Genomic DNA, 23,717 nt, shown 5'->3' with positions numbered 1-23,717 from the left:
CTCTATGAATGATATTAAGGTAGTAAAGTAGTTCTATTAATTGGTTTGGATTCATTCTTAAGTTCTCCTTTTTTTTTCCCTTTAATAGCTACACCTGTATGATTATAGAAATCATAGTCTGAATATTTTCCCGGTCCAGATATTAACAAGTCCTCTTTTTCATAAATTAAATTATGACGTTTAAATTCTCCTAATTCAAAATCAGGAGTTAACTGAATTGCTGCAGTTGGACAAGCTTCTTCACATAATCCACAAAAAATACATCTAGAAAAATTAATTCTAAAAAATTTTGCATACCAACGTTTATTTTTTTTATTAGTTTTTTTTTGTAAAGAAATACAATCTACAGGGCAAACAGCAGAACATAAGTTGCATGCTACACACCTTTCTTCACCTTTTTTTGTTTTTGTAAGAACTATTTTTCCTCTGTAACGAAAAGATAAATTAACTTTTTCTTCAGGATATAATTTAGTTTCTCGTTTGGAAAAGATGTTTTTAAAAACTATCCAAATGCTTCGAATCTGGCTGTAAATATTTTTTATACTTTTTTTCATAATTATATTAAACCTTACTTTTTTAATAATTTATTAACATATTAACCATATAGCCGTAAAAAATGTATTCAACAAAGAAATTGGAAAGCAATATTTCCAACTAAAATAAATTATTTGATTATATTTAGGGCGAGGCAAGGAAGCACGTATTAAAATAAAAACAAAAATTAAAATTATCATTTTAATTAAAAACCATATTACGGAAGAAAAAAAAGGACCGTAAAATCCTCCTAAAAACATAATAGTCATCAAAGCAGATAAAATTATTACTGAAACATATTCTCCTATAAAAAATAGTCCGAATTTCATTCCTGAATATTCAATATGATAACCATCAGCTAATTCTTGTTCAGATTCAGGTTGATCTAAAGGATGTCTATGAGAAATTCCTAAACTAGATATAAAAAAAGTTATAAAAGAAAAAAACTGAGGAACAATATTCCATAAATGTTTTTGACTATTTAAAATATCAAACATATTAAAGGATTCTGCACGGATAACAACACCCATTAAAGATAATCCTAAAAAAATTTCGTAGCTTAAAGTTTGTGCTGAAGCTCGTAAAGCACCTAATAAAGCATATTTATTATTGCTTGACCATCCGGCAAGCAATATAGCATAAATTGATAAACTAGCCATCATTAAAAAAAATAAGATACCTATATTAAGATTGACAACTAATAATTTTTCGCTAATAGGAATAATAGGTGCAACCAATAATAATGAAGAAAATGAAATAATAGGAGCTAATATAAATGTTATTTTTTTGCTAAAAGGAGGAATCCAATCTTCTTTAAAAAAAATTTTAATCATATCCGCTACTAACTGAAGCGATCCTTGCCATCCTACCCTATTTGGACCATAACGATTTTGAAACAACCCTAATAATCTTCTTTCAATTACACTCAATGTAGCAGCAAATAAAATTGTTATTAACAATAAAATTATAGTTTTAAGCATGAAAAAATTCCTATTTACTTATCTAATTAAATATACATTATTTTTCTATTTTTAAATTTTTAATATTTTTTCCAGAAAGAAAAAGAGGAACTTTAGGAAAACCTATAGGTAAACCAAGTATTTTTTTATCTAAAAAAATAGAAAATTTTACCTTAAAAGTAAATTTTTCCTTTAAATAAAAAAACGTAACAATGCTATTTTCTTTTAAATTTAGAGCTATTGCTTCTGATTTGTTTATTTTAATATAAATAGGATCTATTAATTTTAATATAGTTGGATTTTTTTGAGTTACTTCTTCACTTCCATATAATAAATAATACGGTGATATTTTCCAACTTTCATCTATGTTTTTAACAATCTGATCATTTTTAAAAAAAGGAATTTTATTATAAATATTTTTTGAAAATAAATGAGCATCAAAAGAAATCTTATTTTTTTCCTCAATTTTAACTTTATTCCATGCTTGAACGGAATTCCAACCTGGAAGCCAAATAAACGGAATATGTGATATATCTCGATTAAAAGGTTGATTTCCTTCCATAGAAAATGAAAACATCGTATCTTTATCTTCAGGTTGTTGACGTTCATGAATATTTTTATCTGAAAAAATAGCTGTTCTGCCACTGTATCTATGAGGAGAACGTGCTATTTTTTGCCCAAAAACCCGAAAATCTGATTTGGGAGAAATCAAAGTAATTTTTTTAAATTCTGGGATTTTATTGCTACAATCATGTACAATGTCATCGAATACAAAATTTTCATCTTTTTTATTTAAAAATATATTTTTAAATAAAGTTAACCATCTCCAACTTTCTAGTATAAAAAAATTTTTTTTATAATAGTTAGGATCATAAACTTTAAAAAACCTTTGAGCACGACTTTCATAATTAACAATTGTACCAGAACTTTCAAAAAAATTTGTGCATGGTATAATTACCGTGCTTTTCTTAATGGTAGAAGTAGAAATATGATCTATTGTTATAATATTTTTTACAAACTTTAACACTTTATTAATTTTTGATTTTAAGATATGTCGATATAAGTCATTTTCTAGAATTATCAAAGAACTATCTTTTTTAGTCATAGCTTTTTTTAAAGCTGTATCAATTGACATTCCTCCTAAACATGCTATTCCTAGGCTATTGGCATTTGGAGTTACAAATATTAAATTTACATTTTTACTATGTTTTATTAATGCCTGGGTAATATTAGAAGCTGATTTAATAAGTTCTAGACTTCCAGAATGAGAACCTGAAATGATTAATGGATTTTTTGCATCTAGTAAAACTTTAGCAATTAAAGATACTTTTTCTGCATAAAAATAATCTGTTTTTTTTTCAGAAAAAGATAAATTCTTTATTTTTTCAGCTAATAAAAAACAAAATTCCGATTGTTTTTCACAAGAAGCATAATAATTCCATGAAGAAATATCATCTAACTTTGTTGTATCTATACTTGTTATAAATAATTTATTTCTTTTTTTTTGAGAAGCATTTAAAATTGATTTACTATTCCACAATGGAATATCTAATTTTTTTGCTATTTTTTCATGTCTTTTTTTAACTGCTTGTCTTACTGCTAATGCCATTCTAGGAGCAACCTGAGTTAAATCTTCACCAATTATTAAAATAACATCACAATTTTCTATTTCTGATAAAGAAGGAACGGAAAAATTTCTATTTTTTACTAAATCAAAAATAAAATTTAATAAAATTTTTTCATTTTTAGATACTCCTATAGAGAAGTTTTCTTTTCCTACCAATTCTTGTAATGTAAAATTACTTTCCACACTAGCTCTTGATGAACCTATGCCAATAATTTGACTAGAATTATTAAAAATATTTTTTATTTTTTTTAAAATATTTTCTTTATTTAAATTAATAAATTTTTCTTGAATTTTTTCTTGTGAATATTTAGGCCTATTTTCTAAATTAGAATATCCAAATCCAAAACGACCTAAATCACATATTAAATGATGATTTATTTCTTTATTGTATCTATTATCTATTTTTCTTATTTTTCCTAAACGTTCTCCTATTACAGTATTACATCCAACACTACAATATTGGCAAACACTAGGTGCATATTGCATATCCCATTTTCTACTATAATTATGAGAATATATTTTATCAGTAAAAACTCCTGTAGGGCAAATTTCTACTAAATTTCCAGAATGTTCATCGTTAAGCATACCTTCCTTTAAACGTCCAAAATAAATATTATCTGCACTTCCAAAAACTCCTAAATCAGTTCCATCTAAATAATCTTGATAGTATCTAACACAACGATAACATTTGATACATCTATTCATCTCATGTTGTATAAAAGGTCCTAAATATTGATTTAAATGTGTTTTTTTTTCATATCTATATCGACGTATATTATGCTTTGTCATAACTGTCATATCTTGCAAATGACAACTTCCCGCTTCCTCACAAATAGGACAATCATGAGGATGATTAATCATTAAAAATTCAATTATTTGTTTTCTAAATTTTTTTACTTCACCATCTTTTACTGAAATAATTGTTTTTTTACTTAATGGAGTCATACAAGCCATCACAACTTTGCCCGACTTATCGCTATCGCTACTGTATTGTTTAATTGCACATTGTCTACATGCTCCTATGCTACCTAACATAGGATGCCAGCAAAAATAAGGTATATCTACTCCTACTGATAAACAAGCTTCTAAAATATTAGTAGATTTCTTTATAAAGTATTGCACATTATCTATACGAAGTTTAAACATAAGTATTTCCGAATTGCCTAATACATTGAATATTTTACTATTATATATTAAAATATGAGTTCTTTGATTTGTAATAATAAAAGAAATAAAATTTTAAATTTTTTAACTTATATCTATTGTTTACAACTGTTTTAAAAAATTTAATTATATTAGTCTAATACCGTTCTCAAACTCTATTCGAAAATATTTAATAGCACTTACTAAAGGTTCCATTGCTCCTGGTGCATGTGCACAAAAAGTCTTTCCAAATTCTAAATTTTTACTTAATTCTTCTAATAATTCAACATCCCCTTTTTTACCTTTTTTTTGTATTAATGATTTTAAAATTTTTACTATCCATGGCAAGCCTTCTCTGCAAGGTGTACACCATCCACAAGACTCTCTGGAAAAAAATTTTTCAATATTATACACTAGTGAAACTATATTCACAGAATTGTCTACTGCCATAGCAACTGCAGTACCTAATCTACTACCTAGTTTGCTAATATTTTCAAAATCCATAGGAACATCAATATGTTCTGAAGTTAAAAAATCAGTTCCTGCTCCTCCTGGTTGCCATGCTTTTAATGAAAAACCTGCTTTCATTCCATGTGCATAATCTTCTAATATTTCTCTAGCTGTAGTTCCAAATGGAAGTTCCCAAACTCCTGGAGTATTAACATTCCCTGAAAATCCCATCATTTTTGTTCCAGTATCTTTACTTTTTGATAATTTTTTGTACCAAAGAAAACCGTTTAATATGATAGCAGGTACATTCGATAATGTTTCTACATTATTAACGCAAGTTGGTTTTCCCCATAAACCGATTTCAACAGGAAAGGGTGGTTTAGATCTTGGATTAGCTCTTTTTCCTTCTAAAGAATTTAATAATGCAGTTTCCTCTCCACAAATATAACGACCAGCACCGGTGTGTATATAAATATCTAAACTAAAACTTGTTTTTAAAATATTTTTTCCTAAATAACCCATTTGATAAGCTTCAAAAATAGACTTTTTTAAGTTTATAAATGCTTGAATGTATTCTCCTCTTAAAAAAATGTAAGCACAACTAACCTGCAATGCGAAAGCAGCTATTATCATTCCTTCTATTAACTGATGTGGAATTTTTTCCATCAATAAACGATCTTTAAATGTTCCTGGTTCCATTTCATCTGCATTGCAAACTAAATATTTTGTTTTTGAAACTTTAGATGTTGCAACTATATTCCATTTTATTCCTGTACTAAATCCTGCACCCCCCCTTCCTTTTAATTCAGATTTTTTAATTTCATCTATTATTTTTTTTGGACACATTTCAATTAGACTCTTTTTTAACGCCGAATATCCATTTTTTAATTTATATTCATCAATCCAAATAGGATTATTATTTTTATTTAATCTCCATGTTAAAGGATGACTTTCTGCTTTTAGCAATTTATTATTCATGAATAAGATTCCAATATAGAAAGAATATTTTTATCAGATATATTAAAATATGTATCATCATTAATCATCATACTTGGTGCTTTATCACAACATCCTAAACAACACACTGGTAATAATGTAAATCTATTATCTGATGTTGTTTCTCCTGATTTAATTTTTAAATACTTTTCTAAAACCGTTAATATCTTTTTATATCCAACAACATAACATACGACACTATCACAATAACGAATAATATTTCTTCCTACCGGTTCTAGATAAATTTGACTATAAAAAGTAGCTACCTCTTCTATATGCACGGCAGGAACATTTAAAATTTCTGAAATTGCATAAATAACATTTTTAGAAATCCACTTTCTTTTTTTTTGCACTATTTTTAATGCTTCTATTATTGCTGCATGAGGATACTTATAATGTTTTTTTTCCTCTTTAATTTTTTCCTGTTCTTCTACTGTTAATTCAAAATTAATATATTGTTTTTTCATTTTTTAACGATCCACGTCTGACATAACAAAATCAATGCTTCCTAAATATGTAATCAGGTCTGATAGTAAACTTCCTCTAATAACGGAAGGTATCTGTTGTAAATGTGCAAAACTAGGTGTTCTAATTCGTGTTCGATAACTCATCGTACTTCCATCACTAATTAAATAATAACTATTTATTCCTTTAGTTGCTTCTATCATTTGGAAACTTTCATTAGGTGGCATAATTGGTCCCCATGACATTTGTAAAAAATGTGTAATCATCGATTCAATATCTTCAAGAGTATTTTTTTTAATAGGTGGGGTGGTTAAAGGATGATCAGCTTTAAAAGGACCAGATGGCATATTATTTAAACATTGTTTTAATATACGCAAACTTTGGAAAATTTCTTCCATTTTTAACATTACTCTAGAGTAGCAATCACTCGTTCCATTTCCTATTGGTATTTCAAAATCAAAATCTGAATAACCTGAATAAGGTCTTTTTTTTCGAACATCAAAATCTACTCCTGTAGCTCGTAATCCTGCTCCAGTTACCCCCCAATTTAATGCTTGTTTTTTACTATAAGAAGCAACTCCCTTTGAACGATTTATTAAAATTGAATTTTTTAGTGCTATATCGGAATAAAACTTTAATCTTATTGGCAACCAAATAAGAAATTTTTTCAGTAATTTTTCCCATCCTTTTGGAAGATCAGAAGCAACTCCTCCTATTCTAAACCAAGCTGGGTGCATTCTAGCACCTGTAATTTCTTCGATAATATCATAAATTTTTTGTCTATCGGTAAAAGCTAAAAAAACAGGTGTCATAGACCCGACATCTTGAATAAAAGTAGAAATATATAATAAATGACTATTTATTCTAAATAATTCAGATAACATGACTCGAATAAATTTTACTCTATTTGGAACTCGAATATCAGCTAATTTTTCTACTGCTAAAATATAAGGCATTTCATTAACACAACCTCCTAAATATTCAATTCTGTCTGTATAAGGTATATAGTTATGCCATGTTTGACGTTCAGCCATTTTTTCTGCCCCACGATGGTGGTACCCTATATCCGGTACACAATCAATAATTTCTTCCCCATCTAACTGTAAAACTATTCGAAAAGCTCCATGAGAAGATGGATGATTTGGACCAAGATTTAAAAACATAAAATCTGAACGACTATTTTTTCTTTTCATTCCCCAAAGTTCTGGAGAAAAACATAGTGCTTTCGATTCTTTCTCTTCTTTTTCTTCAGTTAAACAATAATCTTTAAATTCTGTGGCTCTTGCAGGATAATCTTTTCTTAAAGGATGACCTTTCCAAGTAACTGGCATAAGTATTCTTGTTAAATTAGGATGATTTTCAAAATTAATTCCAAACATTTCCCATGTTTCTCGTTCGTACCAATTAGCATTAATAAACAATTTAGTTAATGAAGGAACTGATAATTTTTTCTGAGTTAAAGGAACTTTTATTAAAAGATCTACATTTTTTTCAAATGAAATAAAATGATAAAATACTGAAAAATCCATAATAGGAATATTTTTTCTATTTTTTCGTAATCGTTCATCTATTCCATGTAAGTCTAATAATGTTATATATGGATCTAATAAAGTAGAAAGATAAGAAGCTATACTCAATAAATCTTTTAATTCTATCCATAATACTGGAAAATCAATCAAAGTTAATTGAGGTATAAAAATATCAGGACTAAAATTTTTATATAATTTTTCTATAATTAAATTATCATAATTTTTTTTATTTTTAAATTTCATAATAGAATTACCAACCATTGCATTTCCTATGAAAAACTTGTTATTTTTAATATGAATTTACTTTTAAATGTACTTTTTCTATTTTTAAGTTAAAGTAAATAAAATTATTTCTTTTACTATATTTATATTTTTTTCTTATAATTTTCATTATTTTTATATATTTTCCCATCCCCAATTATCCAGGATAAAGGACGACGTTCTTTATCAATGCATTTTTGTAATAACATTAATGCCTGTAAATATGCTTCTGGACGGGGAGGGCATCCCGGAATATATACATCTACTGGTAAAAACTTATCTACTCCCTGAACTACTGAATAAATGTCGTACATTCCTCCTGAATTGGCACATGCTCCCATAGAAATGACCCATTTAGGCTCTAGCATTTGATCATATAACCTTTTAATAACAGGCACCATTTTAATAAAAGGAGTTCCTGCTATAACTATAAAATCTGCTTGACGAGGTGATGCTCTTAATACTTCCGATCCAAATCTAGCTACATCATGCACTGATGTAAATGCAGTAACCATTTCTACATAGCAACAAGAAAGTCCGAAATTATAAGGCCAAAGAGAATTTTTCCTTCCCCAATTAACTAATTTTTGAACCACTGTTTTTAACTTTCCTAAAAAAACATTTTTATTAATATATTCTTTATCTTTAAGAGAATTTTGTTTTTTTTCTTTCAATAGATTTTTTGTATTTAAATCTATTGCTTTTGTTAAAGTATATTTCATAAAAATACCTCTCAATTTTTTAATTAAATACATTTAAATTATTTAAAAAAACAAGTATTACTAAAATAATAAATAAAACTATTTGTCATAAAAAATATTCATGTTCTATCTAATATTTTCATTTTTATTACATAAAATAAAGAAAATAAAAGCATTAAAATAAATGAAGATATTTCTAATAATCCGAAAATTCCTATCTTAATTGCATTAACCGACCATATATATATATATAATGCCTCTATATCGAATATTACAAAAATAATTCCTATTAAATAAAATTTAACTGAAAATTTCATTGATGTGCTACCAACAGAATCAATACCGGACTCAAAAGGAAGATTTTTATTTTTACAAGATTTCCTTTCTCCTAAAATAAAACTAAGAGATAAAATAAAAAAACAAATAAAAAAAACTAAAAAAACAAAAATAAAAAATAAAAATGAATCGGAAAAAAATATTGAATTAGACATTTTAACATTAATAAAAATTAAATTTATATTTAGAGAATAATAACACCAATTTTAAAAAATCATTGATTTTAAAAAATAAAATATTTCCACTAAAAATAAAAAATATTTATATTTTTTAAAATTTTTTTTTACTTTTATTCAGCTAAAATTTCAAAAAATTCTTAATTTTTTTAAAACTAATTACTTTTTTAAGATTTTTTTAGAAAAAATAAGATAATATTTTATTAGTTTACCCTTGATCAGATCTAAATAGACCCCATGTAGTTACTATTAAACAATATAAATATTCTATTTTTAGAAAAACCGTATTAAAATTTAATATTTTTACAAAAAAAAATTAATTAGTTAAGTTATTATTTTTACTATCTATGCGACAATTTCATGTTATTCTTTTACAAATAAACTAAATTTAGGAGTAATTTAAATGAGTAAAATTATAGGAATAGATTTAGGAACAACTAATTCCTGTGTTGCCATCATGGATGGAAAACAAACAAGAGTACTAGAAAATTCTGAAGGAGATCGAACCACTCCTTCTGTAATAGCATATACCAAAGAAGGAGAGGTGTTAGTTGGTCAACCAGCTAAAAGACAAGCTATTACTAATCCCGAAAACACATTATTTGCAATAAAAAGATTAATTGGAAGAAAATTTAAAGATAATGAAGTACAAAAAGACATTGAAATTATGCCTTACAAAATTATACAATCAAATAATGGTGATGCATGGTTAGATGTTAAAAACAAAAAAATGGCTCCGCCTCAAATATCTGCTGAAGTCTTAAAAAAAATGAAAAAAACAGCAGAAGATTATTTAGGTGAAAAAATAACTCAAGCAGTTATTACTGTACCAGCATATTTTAATGATGCTCAAAGACAAGCAACTAAAGATGCAGGAAAAATTGCTGGATTAGAAGTCAAACGAATTATTAATGAGCCAACTGCTGCCGCATTAGCTTATGGTTTAGATAAAGGAAAAGGAAATAGAACCATTGCTGTTTATGATTTAGGGGGAGGAACATTTGACATTTCTATAATTGAAATAGATGACGTTGATAAAGAAAAAACTTTTGAAGTTTTAGCAACAAATGGGGACACTCATTTAGGTGGGGAAGATTTTGATAATCGTCTTATTAATTATTTAGTCGATATCTTTAAAAAAGAACAGGGAATAGATTTACGAAATGATTCACTAGCTATGCAAAGATTGAAAGAAACAGCTGAAAAGGCAAAAATAGAATTATCTTCCGCTCAACAAACAGAAGTCAATCTTCCTTATATTACTGCTGATTCTACTGGTCCAAAACATTTAAATATAAAAGTAACTCGTTCTAAATTAGAATCCTTAGTAGAAGATTTAGTAATAAGATCAATAAAACCATTAAAAATGGCATTAAAAGATGCTAATTTAACAGCTGAAAAAATTAATGATGTTATTTTAGTTGGTGGACAAACTAGAATGCCCATGGTTCAAAAAAAAGTAGCTGAATTTTTCGGAAAAGAACCAAGAAAAGATGTTAATCCAGATGAAGCTGTTGCAGTAGGCGCGGCTGTACAAGGAGGAGTTCTTTCAGGAGATGTAAAAGATGTCTTATTATTAGATGTTACACCATTATCCCTAGGAATAGAAACAATGGGTGGAGTAATGACATCATTAATAAATAAAAATACAACTATTCCAACAAAACATAGTCAGGTTTTTTCTACCGCAGAAGATAATCAATCTGCAGTAACAATTCATATTTTACAAGGTGAAAGAAAACAAGCTTCAGCAAATAAATCTTTAGGACAATTTAATCTAGATGGAATTGAAGCAGCTCCTAGAGGTATTCCTCAAATTGAAGTTACTTTTGATATTGATGCTGATGGAATATTACATGTCTCTGCAAAAGATAAAAAAACAGGAAAAGAACAGAAAATTACTATAAAAGCATCTTCCGGATTAAATGAAAATGAAATTAAAAAAATGATTTCTGATGCTGAAGCTAATGCAGAAGCAGATCAAAAATTTGAAAGTTTAATCCAAACAAGAAACCAAGGAGATCAAATCTCTCATAGTACTAAAAAGAAACTTGAAGAATGTAAAGATAAAATAGATTTAAAAGAAAAACAAACTATTCAGTCAGCAATTGATGATTTAGATCTTTCTTTAAAAGGAGAAGATAAAAGCAATATTGAAAGTAAAATTCAAAATCTACTAAAAATATCAGCTAATTTATCTAAATATAATTCAGAAGAAGCTAATTCAAATAAGCAAGAAGAAAACACTACGTCTAAAAAAGAAAAAGAACCCGATATTGTCGACGCAGAATTTGAAGAAGTAAAAGATCCTAAAAAATAATGTTTTTTTAAACATATCAACTAAATCATAATTAAAATTAATTAATCGATACCCAGCACGGGCGAGGAAAAATTCCTACGCCCGTAAATATATATTTTAGGAGTAAAAAAAAAGCATGGGAAAAAAAGATTATTATCAAGTTTTAGGAGTATCGAAATCAGCAGAAGATCGAGATATAAAAAAAGCTTATAGACGTTTAGCTATGAAATATCATCCTGATCGAAATCAAGGCGACAAAATTGCTGAAATAAAATTTAAAGAAATAAAAGAAGCATATGAAATTCTTTCTAATCATCAAAAAAGAACTGCTTATGATCAATATGGTCATTCAGCTTTTGAACAGGGAAATTCAGGAAATAATTTTCATGGTAGTTTTAGCACAACTGCTGATTTTAGTGATATTTTTGGAGATGTTTTTGGGGATATTTTTGGAAGCAATAAAAAACAAAGAGTTTCTAAAGGTGCTGATTTAGAGTATCAAATGGAATTAACTTTAGAAGAAGCTGTTCGTGGTACAGTAAAAAAAATAAGAATACCTTCTTTGCAAAATTGTTCTTTTTGTTATGGTACAGGTTCTAAAAATGGAATTAAACCTAAAAAATGTTTAAGTTGTAACGGATATGGACAAATTCAAATGAAAAAAGGATTTTTTACAGTTCAACAAACATGTCCAACTTGCTATGGAAAAGGAACTATCATTAAAATTCCATGTAATTCCTGCAGAGGAAAAGGAAAAATAAACAAACATAAAAAACTATCAGTTAAAATTCCAGCTGGTATAGATAATAATGATCGCATTCGTCTAAATAATGAAGGACAACCTGGAGATCAAGGTGCTCCCAATGGAGATTTATATGTTGAAATAATAGTAAAAAAACATCTAATCTTTCAAAGAAAAGAAAATGATTTATATTGTGAAGTACCTATAAATTTTTCAATGGCTGCACTAGGAGGAGAGGTTGAAGTTCCTATATTAGAAGGAAAAATAAAATTAAAAATTCCTTCTGAAACGCAATCAGGAAAATTATTTAGAATGAGAGGAAAAGGTGTAAAATCTATTAGAAGTGGATATCAAGGAGATCTACTTTGTCGAGTTATAGTAGAAACGCCTATTAATTTAAATGAAAAACAAAAACATCTTTTAGATCAATTAGGAAAAAGCTTTGATAGTTGTAAAGAAAAAAAAAATAGTCCGAAATCAAAAAGATTTTTTGATGGAGTAAAAAAATTTTTTGATGATTTAACAGGATAATTATCTAATATAATAATAGTATTGTTTTCTAATTACTAAAAAAAGGAAACAATACTATTGTATTGATAATACAAAATAAATATTAAAAATAAACGTTTATTTTAAAAGTATTTTTTGACTATTACGATGAGATCTTTACTTCCATTTCAAAAAATTTTTTGATTTTATCATTCAGCCTTGATTTTAATCTTGCTGCTTTATTTTTATGTATTAGTCCTTTATTTGAGTATTTATCCACTACAGATTGCATATTTTTAAAAGATGCTTCAATATTTTCCTTTTTTTTTGAAATAAGTGCAGCATGTACTTTTTTAATAAACGTTTTAATGATAGAACGTCTACTCATATTAAAAATTCTTCTTTTTTTTGAAGAAATAGAATCTTTTTTAGAAGATTTAAGATTAGCCAATTTCAACTACTCCATATGTATATTAAAAATATATAATTTAATTGTTCAATAATTAGTATTATTTCTATTTTTTTATATTTAATTTTAAATTTAAGATTTAAATATTTTTTAAAAAAAATTATTAACAAATTTTATTAATTAGTAAAAATATTGTTTTTTCTTTTTTATTCAAATAATTTTGTTTTTTTAATTTAACAAATCAAAAATTTAAACTTAATAAATTATTTTAAAAAAAATATATTTATCGTTAAATTCATATTAATATTAGCAATATTTATTTATAATTTTTTATAAAAAATATTTTCTTTTTTAAAAGAAATGACTTTTTTAGTTAATAATAGATTATACTAAGTAAAAAAAAATTCTAAGAAAATTTTAAAAAATAATTTTTTAAAAATTATTTTTTTTTTAAAAAATATTAAATATTGCAATAAATATATTTATATTATACTTATTGAAATAAAGTAAATCTATATTTTTTATCCAAAACTATAAAAAGTTGGATAAAAATAAAATTTTTTTAAAAAAAAAGTATAAATTATTAATTATCTATACTATAAAAAATATTTTTTCTATTTCTTAGTTGTGTGAGGTTTTCTATGAGTGACTATAAATCTACTTTAAATTTACCTAAAACAAAATTTTCTATGAAAGGAAATTTATTTAAAAAAGAACCTTTAATTTTGAAAAAATGGGAAACAGATAATTTATATAATCATATTCGTTTCTCTAGAAAAGGTAAAAAAAAATTTTTTATTCAAGATGGTCCCCCTTATGCTAATGGAGATATTCATCTTGGTCATGCTCTAAATAAAATTTTAAAAGATATTATTATTAAATCTAAAATAATGTCAGGATTTGATGTTCCATTTATCCCTACTTGGGATTGTCATGGATTGCCAATTGAACATGAAATAGAAAAAAAAATTGGAAAATTAAAAAAAGATATTCCAAAAAAAAAATTTAGATCATTATGTCGAAATTATGCTTTACAACAAGTTGAGAATCAAAAAAAAGATTTTGTAAAATTAGGAATATTAGGGGAATGGAAAAATCCATTTTTAACGATGAACCCTCAATCTGAGGCAAACATTTTAAAAAAACTTTTACAATTAATAAAAAATAATCATTTATATCGCGGATTTCGACCTGTTCATTGGTGTTTTGAATGTCAATCTTCTTTATCAGAAGCTGAAATTGAACATGAAGAAAAAATTTCAAATTCAGCTATAATATTATTTAAATCCGTTAGTATACCTACTATTAACAATATCTTTCAAACTAATATTTGTACAAATTCCAATCCTATTTATATTCCTATTTGGACTACAACCATCTGGAGTTTACCATCTAATAAAGCAATTGCTGTACATCCTAATTTTAACTATCAACTTATTCAAACTAAAAATAATTTTTTAATTTTAGAAAAAGAATTAACTAACATAACAATGAAAAAAATAGGAATTTTAAATTGGAAAATTATTAGTAATACATCAGGAAAAAAATTAGAAAATTTATATTTCTTTCATCCTTTTTTAAATTTTAGCGTACCTATTATCTTATCAAAACATGTGACTGCAAACACAGGAACCGGTTCTGTACATATTGCTCCCGATCATGGACCAGAAGATTACGACGTATGCAAAAAATATAAAATTAAAATATCTAATTATATTAATGAAAATGGATTTTTTTTACCAAATATTCACGATTCATTAACTAATATACATATATTTAAAAGCATAGATATTATTTTTCAATTACTCAAAGAAAATAATTCTCTATTATTCATAGAAAAAATAAAACATAATTATCCTCACTGTTGGAGACATAAAAAAGCAGTTATTTTTCGAACTACGCCTCAATGGTTTATCGGATTAGATCAAAATAAATTAAGAAATATTGCTTTAAATTTCATAAAAAAAATAAATTGGTTCCCAGAATGGGGAAAAAAAAGAATGGAATCTATGTTGTTAAATCGTCCAGATTGGTGTATTTCCAGACAAAGAACGTGGGGAGTTCCTATACCTTTTTTTATACATAAAAAAACAAAAGAATTACATCCTGAAACTGTATTTATATTAGAAAAAATATGTAAAAAAGTAGCTAATTCAGGAATAGAAATATGGTGGGATATAAATTTAAAAGAAATAATAAAAAAAGATTCTCATCTCTATACAAAAAGCACAGATATATTAGATGTTTGGTTTGAGTCAGGATCAATGGAAATTTCTGATACATATATACATGATGCTACAAATAAAGAAGTATCAGACATATGTTTAGAAGGGTCAGATCAATATCGAGGTTGGTTTATGTCTTCTATTTTGCTATCTGGTGCTACTGCAAAAAAACATCCATTTAAAACAGTTTTAACTCATGGTTTTACTGTTGATAAAAATGGATATAAAATGTCTAAATCAATAGGAAATACGGTAAAACCCAAAGAAATTATTAAAACATTAGGAGCTGATATTTTAAGGTTATGGGTAGCTTCTACTGATATATCTGAAAATATTTCAATTTCTAATGAAATATTACGACAAACTAGTGATCACTATAGGAAAATAAGAAATACTATTCGATTTTGTATTTCTAATTTATATGATTTTGATACTAAAAAAAATCTAATATCTTCTGATATAATGTTATTATTAGACCAATGGATTATTGAAAAAACAAAATCTATTCAAAAAAAAATAATTTTTTTGTATAATACTTATAAAATACACGATGTTTTTCAAAACATATTATATTTTTGTTCAGTATATTTAAGTTCTTTTTATTTTGATATTATTAAAGATAGATTATACACTACTCAAAAAAATGGAATTTCTAGAAGAAGTGCGCAAACAAGTTTGTATTACATTTTACAAACTATCAATAGATGGATTGCGCCTATATTACCATTTACTGCAGATGAATGCTGGAATTATCTTCCAGGAAATAATGCAAAATACATATTTACAGAAAATTGGTTTGATAAATTATTTAACCTTCCTAAAGATAGTAAAATTAATAATTTTTTTTGGGAAAAAATTATAAAAATAAAGAATGAAGTTAACAAAATTTTAGAAGAATGGAGACTAAAAAAAATCATAAAAACTTCATTAGAAATTTCTGTAACTATTTACTTAGAAAAAAAAGATGTTTTTTTACTAAAAACATTAAATAATGAATTAAAATTTATATTTTTAACTTCTAAAGCAAAAGTTAAAGAATACTGTAAAGCTCCTAAAAACGCATATCAAAGCAGTAAGATAAAATCTTTAAAAATATTTCTAGAAAAAGTAAAAGGAGAAAAATGTCTTCGCTGTTGGAATTATTTTGTTTTAGACAAAAAAATAAAAAAAGAAAGTAAAATAGAAGAAATTTGTAATAGATGCAAAGAAAACATTTTCGGAGATGGAGAAAAAAGATTCTTTGTATAAAAAATAATGTTTCTCAAAACAACACTATGCTTCTTTAAAATTAAATATTTCAAAAAAATATTACAAAATACATTTTGAAATATTTAATGCAATTAAATTTAAAATTTATTAAATATCATTACATCTTTAATTAAAAATCAAAAAATACTCTATAAATTGTTTGCATATTATACAAGTTAAAAAAAATTTAAAACAATATCTTTAATATTTTTTAAATTAAATCTACATTTAAAACAATATTAAAAATTATTATTTTACTATCTAGAATATTTATGACATTAATTTTTTTATAGGTATAATAAAGCTATTAAAAAAATATTATTCTTTATTTAAAAAAAATAATTACTAATTTAGTGAAATTATATTCTTTATTAGTAGTAATATTTTTTACTTAAAAAAATTTTACAAAAAAATTATCTTTTTCTTGTAAAACTTTTTTTAAATATTAACAATTAAAAAAAGAGAAAAAATTTTGAAAAAACCTGTAAAAATTGCAATTTTTGGTGCATTAGGAAGAATGGGAAGAATAATAACTAAAGAAATTTATAAAAACTTAAATTTTAATATAACTGTTGCTATTGTAAAAAAAAATGACTCAAGAATTGGAAAAGATATAGGAAAAATTCTAGGTATTGGAAAAACTAATGTTTTAATTGATTGTAACTTAGAAAAAAAAATGGATTTTTTTGATATTTTAATTGATTTCAGCAATACATCTTCAACATTACACAATCTTTTTCTTTGTAAAAAATACAAAAAAAAAATGATTATTGGTACAACTGGATTTAATAAATTAGAAATACAAGAAATAAAAAAAAGTTCTAAAGAAATAGCAATAGTTTTTTCAGCTAACTTTAGCATAGGAATTAATTTAATTTTAAATATGCTAGAAAAAATTACAAAAACATTAATTTCTACTTCTGATATTGAAATTATAGAATATCATCATAATAAAAAAATAGACGCTCCATCCGGAACTGCTTTAATGTTAGGAAAGAAAATTACTGATACAATGAACTGGAAATTAGAAGATTATTCTATATATGAAAGAAATGGAAAAATTGGAGAAAGACCATCAAAAAAAATTGGATTTTCTACAATTAGAGGAGGAGATATTATAGGAGAACATACTATTATGTTTGCAAGTTTAGGAGAAAGAGTCGAAATAACACATAAAGCAACTAATAGAACTCTTTTTGTCAATGGAGTTATAAAAGCGTTACTATGGATCAAAAAAAAAGATATCGGATATTTTAATATGGAAGATGTACTTAAAATATAAATTTTAAAAATAAATAAATTTAGTAATTTTTAATTTTATTCGTATAAAAAATATTTTTTTTAAAAGTATTTTTAAATAATTAATTTTAATAATTGGAGTTTCATTTGAGAAAATCGGCAATATTAGTTCTAGAAGACGGAACTATATTTTATGGAAAATCTATAGGAAAAATAGGTTCTACTGTAGGGGAAATTGTATTCAATACTTCTATTACTGGTTATCAAGAAATACTTACTGATCCTTCTTATTCTCATCAGTTAATTGTTTTAACTCATCCTCATATTGGAAACGTTGGTGTTAATTTAGAAGATGAGGAATCAAAAAAAATACATGCTAAAGGATTAATCGTTAGAGAAATTTCTCTCATTTCCAGTAATTATCGAAGTCTTGGTACTTTTCCAGAGTATTTGAAAAAAAATAATATTGTAGCTATTTCTGATATAGATACAAGAAAACTAACTCGAATCATACGAACAAAAGGATCTCAAAATGCATGTATTATTTCTGGAGAAGAATATACAAATGTAAAAAAAGCAACACTTGAAATTAAAAAATTTCCAGGTTTACAAGGACTAGATTTAGTTAAAACTGTTTCTACTTGTTTTCCTTATAAAAAAGGAAAAAATTTAAATTTTTTACAAAAAAATAAAAATAATATTTTTTTAAATAAAAAAAAAACATCTTTTCATATAATTGTTTATGACTTTGGTGTAAAGAAAAGCATGCTAAAAATGTTAGTTGATAGAAATTGCTTTCTTACAATTGTACCGGCCAAAACTAGCTTTGAAGAAGCAATGCTACTATCTCCAGATGGAATTTTTTTATCAAATGGTCCTGGAGACCCTAGACCATGTAACTATATTATAAACACTATAAAAAAATTTTTAGAAATAAACATTCCTATGTTTGGAATTTGTTTAGGACATCAACTTTTAGCATTAGCTAGCGGAGCTAAAATAATTAAAATGAAATTTGGACATCATGGAGCTAATCACCCTGTAAAAAATTTAGTTTCTAACTCTGTTATGATTACCTCTCAAAACCATGGATTTACAGTAGATATTAATTCAATTCCTAAAAATGTTGGGATAACACATAAGTCATTATTCGATAATTCTATTCAAGGGTTACAATGGAATACAAAACCTGTATTTAGTTTTCAAGGACATCCCGAAGCTAGTCCAGGACCTCATGACTCCTCATCACTATTTAATAACTTTATTGATTTAATAAAAATATATTCTAACCAAAAAAAATCAGGAAAAAAATAAAAATGCCCAAAAGAACCGACATTAAATCTATTTTAATTCTGGGAGCAGGTCCAATAATCATTGGACAAGCATGTGAATTTGATTATTCTGGTGCTCAAGCTTGTAAAGCGTTGCGAGAAGAGGGATACAAAACTATTTTAGTTAATTCTAATCCTGCTACTATAATGACCGATCCCGATATGGCGGACGTTACTTATATCGAACCAATTCATTGGAAAATTATTGAAAAAATTATTTGCAAAGAAAAACCAGATGCTTTGTTACCAACTATGGGTGGACAAACTGCTCTTAATTGTGCTTTAGAATTAGAAAATAAAGGAATATTGTCAACTAACAATGTATTAATGCTAGGAGCAACTGCTGATGCAATAGAAAAAGCTGAAAATAGAAAATTATTTGAAAAATTAATAAATAAAATAGGATTAAAAACAGCTAAATCAGGGATTGCTCATAATATGAAAGATGCCTACCAAACATCTAAAAAAATTGGTTTTCCTTGTATTATAAGACCTTCATTTACAATGGGTGGATCTGGAGGAGGAATTGCTTATAACCATGAGGAATTCAAAGAAATTTGTGAAAAAGGACTTGAACTTTCTCCAACTCATGAACTTTTAATTGATGAATCATTAATTGGATGGAAAGAATACGAAATGGAAGTTGTAAGAGACCAAAATGATAATTGTATTATCGTATGTTCCATAGAAAACTTAGATCCTATGGGTATACATACAGGAGATTCTATTACTGTAGCTCCAGCTCAAACTTTAACAGATAAAGAATATCAATTAATGCGTGATGCTTCTATAAAAATATTAAGAGAAATTGGATTAAAAACAGGTGGATCTAATGTTCAATTTGCAGTAAACCCAAAAAATGGAAAAATGATTGTCATTGAGATGAATCCTAGAGTTTCTAGGTCTTCTGCTTTAGCATCTAAAGCAACAGGTTTTCCTATTGCTAAAATAGCTGCTAAATTAGCTGTAGGCTATACTCTTGATGAATTAAGAAATGATATCACTAGTCAATCTTCTCCTGCTTCTTTTGAACCTTCGATTGATTATATTGTTACAAAAATACCTAGATTCAATTTTGAAAAATTTAAAGGTTGTAATGATCGATTAACTACTCAGATGAAATCAGTTGGTGAAGTTATGGCAATAGGTAGAACTTTTCAAGAATCTATTCAAAAAGCTATCCGAGGATTAGAAACTAATACTGCTGGATTTAACTCTAAATTTTCAAAAAACCATGAAAGCAATTTAACTCGAATTAAATTTGAATTAAAAAATCCAGGTTCTGAACGATTATGGTATATTGGAGATGCTTTTAGAATGGGAATGTCCATTCATAGTGTTTACAAATTAAGTTCAATAGATCCATGGTTTTTAATACAAATAAAAGAATTAATTGAGATAGAAGAAAAACTAAAAAAAATAAAAATTTCTAAAATTAAAAAAAATTATTTATATTTTTTAAAAAGAAAAGGATTTTCTGACGAAAGAATTGCTTTTATTACAAAATCTACAGAAAAAGAAATTAGAGAAAAAAGAAAACTATACAATCTTTATCCTGTTTACAAACGTGTAGATACTTGTGCAGCTGAATTTGCTACAGAAACAGCATATATGTATTCAACATGGGAGGAAGAATGCGAATCCCATCCAAATAATAATGATCATAAAATTATAATATTAGGAGGAGGGCCAAATAGAATAGGACAAGGTATTGAGTTTGATTATTGTTGTGTTCATGCTGCTTTATCATTACGAAATTCTGGATTTGAAATAATTATGATTAATTGCAATCCAGAGACAGTCTCTACAGATTATGATATTTCTGACCGACTATATTTTGAACCTGTTACATTAGAAAATGTATTAGAAATTATTAGGATAGAAAATCCATATGGAGTAATTATTCAATATGGAGGACAAACGCCCTTAAAATTAGCTAAACTTCTTCAAAAAGAGAATGTTAAAATTCTCGGAACTAGTCCAGAAAATATAGATCGAGCTGAAGATCGAGATAAATTTCAATTAATGATTAAAAAATTAGGATTAAAACAACCTAAAAATTCAACTGTTATTGATTTAAAAGAAGCTTTAGATGAAGCAAAAAAAATTGGTTATCCTATTATAGTACGCCCATCTTATGTAATAGGCGGGAGTTCAATGGAAATAATATATAATTCTGATTACTTAAAAAAATATTTTCAAAATAAAGCCATTGAGTTAAAAAATGTTCCTATTTTGCTTGATCATTATTTACAGGGAGCTATCGAAGTTGATGTAGATGCTATATGCGATGGAAAAAATGTTGTTATCGGGGGTATTATGGAACATATTGAACAAGCTGGGATTCATTCTGGAGACTCTGCCTGTTCTTTGCCAACATATACTTTAGAACAAAAAATACTAGATAAAATTCGAACTCAAGTAAAAAAAATAGCTTTTGAACTATCAGTTTTAGGATTAATCAATATTCAATTTGCTATAAAAAATAAAGAATTATACGTATTAGAAGTCAATCCAAGAGCTGCAAGAACTGTACCTTTTGTTTCAAAAGCCATAGGAATAGCATTAGCAAAAATTTCTGCTTTAACTATAGTTGGAAAAAGTTTAATTTCACAAGGTTTCGTAACAGAAATAATTCCTTCTTACTATTCTGTAAAAGAAGTAGTGCTTCCATTTAATAAATTTGATAAAGTCAATCCATTATTAGGCCCTGAAATGAGATCAACAGGAGAAGTTATGGGAATAGGTAAGAATTTTTCTGCTGCTTTTTCAAAAGCATTATTAGGTGCCCAAATAAATGTAAAATTACCAGGTAGAGTTTTACTCTCTGCAACAAAAGAAAATAATATAACAAGTATTATTAATTTAGCTATTAAATTAAAGAAAATAGGTTTTAAATTAGATTCTACTAACGAAACATTTAAAATTTTAAAAAAAGCTGGAATCTATTCAAGATTTGTTAATAACCTTAATGAAGGACGTCCAAATATACAAGATAGATTAAAAAATAAAGAATATTCATATATTATTAATATTTCCAATTCTTATAAAGAAATTGAAGAATCTAAATTAATATGTTCTAACGCTTTAGAATATAAAATACATTATGATTCTACTTTAAATGGAGCATTTGCAACTATTATGGCACTTAACAATGATCCTGTAAAAAATATATGTTCTTTACAAAAAATACATCAAGAAAAAAAATATGACTTTTAGTTTAATAACTGCCATAAGTAAAAATTTGGTAATTGGATTCAAACAAAAAATACCCTGGCACATACCAGAAGATTTAATTTGGTTTAAAAAAAATACTATTAATAAGTTTGTTGTAATGGGTCGAAAAACTTGGGAATCTTTAAATTGTAATCCTTTGCCTATGCGAAAAAATATCATCATTAGTAGTAATCCAATTACTACTAAGGGAATTATATCTTTTTTTTCCATTAAAGAGTTGCTTGAATTTGAAAAAAAAAATAAAAAAAAAGAAATTATGATTATAGGTGGATCACATATATACTTCCAAATGTTTCCCTATATTGACAAATTATATATTACAAACATTGATTTTAATATCATAGGTGATACTTATTTTCCTAATTGTTTTAAAAAAAACATGTGGAAAATGATTTTTCACCAAAAAAAATATTATTTTTATAATTTAAAGAAAATAAAATTTTGTTTTAGTATATTAATTAAAAAATAAATAAGATATAGATATTAAAATTGAACAAATTTTTTTTGATCTTCTAATCGAAACATTGTCAATCCACCTCCCCAACAACAACCTGTGTCTAATGGAATAAGCCAATCCGGGGTTTTACTACCTACTAAAGTTGACCAATGTCCAAAAAAAACTTTATAATTGTTATTACTAAAAGAATTTTTAATCTCATACCAAGGTTTAATATTCTTTGTAATTAACGATGGATTTTCTTTAGAATTCATTTCTAAACTGCCATCCAAAAAACAGTATCTCATTCTTGTTAAAACATTTACAGAAAATCTAAAGCGAGAGATTCCAGTTAATTCATCTTTCCAATAATTTGGATAATCTCCTCTAATAGAATTTAAAATATTAGAATAATTTTCTTTTTTTAATAACGACTTGCATTCTTTAGCACATTTCTTTGCTGTTTGAATATCCCATTGTGGAGAAATACCAGCATGAGATATTAGTATTTTTTTTTCTTCATCCACTCTTAATAATGGTTGATCTCGCAACCAATTAATTAGTTTATCAATATCTCTAGCTGCTAACAATTTATCTAAATTATTTTTTTTACTACTTTTTCTTAATCCGGAATGTATTAATAATAAATTCAAATCATGATTTCCTAAAACTATCTTTACTGATTTTTCCAATGAAACAATATATTGAAGTACACTTAATGAATCAGGTCCTCTTGAAACTAAATCTCCGCTTAACCAAAGCATGTCTTTAACGGGGTTGAATTTAACTTGCTGTAATAATAGTTTTAATTCTCTATAACAACCATGCACATCTCCTACAAAATAATTACTCATTTATTTTTTTCCTAAATAATTAAAAACATAA

The 23,717-nt window shown here is 25.9% G+C and carries 17 protein-coding genes; 7 read left to right on the top strand and 10 right to left on the bottom strand.

Annotation, left to right across the window (positions count from 1 at the left end):
* Positions 1–14 precede the first annotated feature (14 nt).
* From nuoI to RJT65_RS00695, 8 genes are all read right to left on the bottom strand, one after another.
* Positions 15–554: an NADH-quinone oxidoreductase subunit NuoI gene (gene nuoI / locus RJT65_RS00730; RefSeq protein ID WP_343152979.1), complete on the bottom strand. Its 540-nt coding sequence runs from the start codon at positions 552–554 to the stop codon at positions 15–17.
* 33 nt (positions 555–587) lie between these two features.
* Positions 588–1,514, bottom strand: a complete 927-nt coding sequence (gene nuoH, locus RJT65_RS00725; RefSeq protein ID WP_343152977.1) for an NADH-quinone oxidoreductase subunit NuoH — start codon at positions 1,512–1,514, stop codon at positions 588–590.
* A 37-nt stretch (positions 1,515–1,551) separates the two neighbouring features.
* Complete coding sequence (gene nuoG / locus RJT65_RS00720) at positions 1,552–4,266, bottom strand: NADH-quinone oxidoreductase subunit NuoG (RefSeq protein ID WP_343152975.1); 2,715 nt, start codon at positions 4,264–4,266, stop codon at positions 1,552–1,554.
* 144 nt (positions 4,267–4,410) lie between these two features.
* Complete coding sequence (nuoF, locus tag RJT65_RS00715; RefSeq protein ID WP_343152973.1) at positions 4,411–5,691, bottom strand: NADH-quinone oxidoreductase subunit NuoF; 1,281 nt, start codon at positions 5,689–5,691, stop codon at positions 4,411–4,413.
* Positions 5,688–6,176 carry an NADH-quinone oxidoreductase subunit NuoE gene (gene nuoE / locus RJT65_RS00710; protein WP_343152970.1) on the bottom strand — a complete coding sequence of 163 codons (489 nt, stop codon included), beginning with the start codon at positions 6,174–6,176 and terminating at the stop codon, positions 5,688–5,690. Before nuoE ends, nuoF begins: the two co-directional genes overlap by 4 nt.
* A 3-nt stretch (positions 6,177–6,179) precedes the next feature.
* Positions 6,180–7,964 carry an NADH-quinone oxidoreductase subunit C/D gene (gene nuoC, locus RJT65_RS00705; protein ID WP_343152968.1) on the bottom strand — a complete coding sequence of 595 codons (1,785 nt, stop codon included), beginning with the start codon at positions 7,962–7,964 and terminating at the stop codon, positions 6,180–6,182.
* A gap of 104 nt (positions 7,965–8,068) precedes the next feature.
* A complete protein-coding gene (locus RJT65_RS00700) occupies positions 8,069–8,686 on the bottom strand; it encodes an NADH-quinone oxidoreductase subunit B (RefSeq protein WP_343152967.1) in 618 nt (205 codons plus the stop codon).
* 98 nt (positions 8,687–8,784) lie between these two features.
* Positions 8,785–9,156, bottom strand: coding sequence for an NADH-quinone oxidoreductase subunit A (locus tag RJT65_RS00695; protein ID WP_343152965.1), 372 nt, complete (start codon positions 9,154–9,156; stop codon positions 8,785–8,787).
* Between the two features lie 424 nt (positions 9,157–9,580).
* Here RJT65_RS00695 and dnaK point away from each other — a divergent pair, with 424 nt between their 5' ends.
* Together dnaK and dnaJ are read left to right on the top strand one after the other, a co-directional pair.
* Positions 9,581–11,497, top strand: coding sequence for a molecular chaperone DnaK (dnaK, locus tag RJT65_RS00690; RefSeq protein WP_343152963.1), 1,917 nt, complete (start codon positions 9,581–9,583; stop codon positions 11,495–11,497).
* 115 nt (positions 11,498–11,612) lie between these two features.
* On the top strand, positions 11,613–12,749 hold the full coding sequence (gene dnaJ / locus RJT65_RS00685) for a molecular chaperone DnaJ (protein ID WP_343152961.1): 1,137 nt from the start codon (positions 11,613–11,615) through the stop codon (positions 12,747–12,749).
* Positions 12,750–12,870: 121 nt separating this feature from the next.
* Here the strand turns inward: dnaJ and rpsT are convergent, their stop codons facing one another.
* Positions 12,871–13,158, bottom strand: coding sequence for a 30S ribosomal protein S20 (rpsT, locus tag RJT65_RS00680; protein WP_343152959.1), 288 nt, complete (start codon positions 13,156–13,158; stop codon positions 12,871–12,873).
* 599 nt (positions 13,159–13,757) lie between these two features.
* Here rpsT and ileS point away from each other — a divergent pair.
* The 5 genes from ileS (at position 13,758) to RJT65_RS00655 (ending at position 22,865) form a co-directional block, all read left to right on the top strand.
* Positions 13,758–16,589 (top strand): isoleucine--tRNA ligase, encoded by a 2,832-nt coding sequence (gene ileS, locus RJT65_RS00675; protein WP_343152957.1) that lies wholly within the window; start codon positions 13,758–13,760, stop codon positions 16,587–16,589.
* 472 nt (positions 16,590–17,061) lie between these two features.
* Entirely contained in the window at positions 17,062–17,871 is an 810-nt protein-coding gene (gene dapB, locus RJT65_RS00670) for a 4-hydroxy-tetrahydrodipicolinate reductase (RefSeq protein WP_343152955.1), read from the top strand.
* Positions 17,872–17,975: 104 nt separating this feature from the next.
* Positions 17,976–19,142, top strand: coding sequence for a glutamine-hydrolyzing carbamoyl-phosphate synthase small subunit (gene carA, locus RJT65_RS00665; protein WP_343152953.1), 1,167 nt, complete (start codon positions 17,976–17,978; stop codon positions 19,140–19,142).
* A gap of 2 nt (positions 19,143–19,144) precedes the next feature.
* Positions 19,145–22,378 carry a carbamoyl-phosphate synthase large subunit gene (gene carB / locus RJT65_RS00660; protein ID WP_343152951.1) on the top strand — a complete coding sequence of 1,078 codons (3,234 nt, stop codon included), beginning with the start codon at positions 19,145–19,147 and terminating at the stop codon, positions 22,376–22,378.
* Positions 22,368–22,865 (top strand): dihydrofolate reductase, encoded by a 498-nt coding sequence (locus RJT65_RS00655; protein WP_343152950.1) that lies wholly within the window; start codon positions 22,368–22,370, stop codon positions 22,863–22,865. Before carB ends, RJT65_RS00655 begins: the two co-directional genes overlap by 11 nt.
* Positions 22,866–22,879: 14 nt before the next feature.
* Here the strand turns inward: RJT65_RS00655 and RJT65_RS00650 are convergent, their stop codons facing one another.
* Positions 22,880–23,686 (bottom strand): symmetrical bis(5'-nucleosyl)-tetraphosphatase, encoded by an 807-nt coding sequence (locus tag RJT65_RS00650; RefSeq protein ID WP_343152949.1) that lies wholly within the window; start codon positions 23,684–23,686, stop codon positions 22,880–22,882.
* Positions 23,687–23,717 lie beyond the last annotated feature (31 nt).

Source organism: Buchnera aphidicola (Mindarus japonicus) (assembly GCF_039393905.1).
Classification (GTDB): domain Bacteria; phylum Pseudomonadota; class Gammaproteobacteria; order Enterobacterales; family Enterobacteriaceae; genus Buchnera_A; species Buchnera_A aphidicola_B.
The sequence above is the reverse complement of the archived record's forward strand: the minus strand, read 5'-3'. Positions and strand labels throughout refer to the sequence as shown.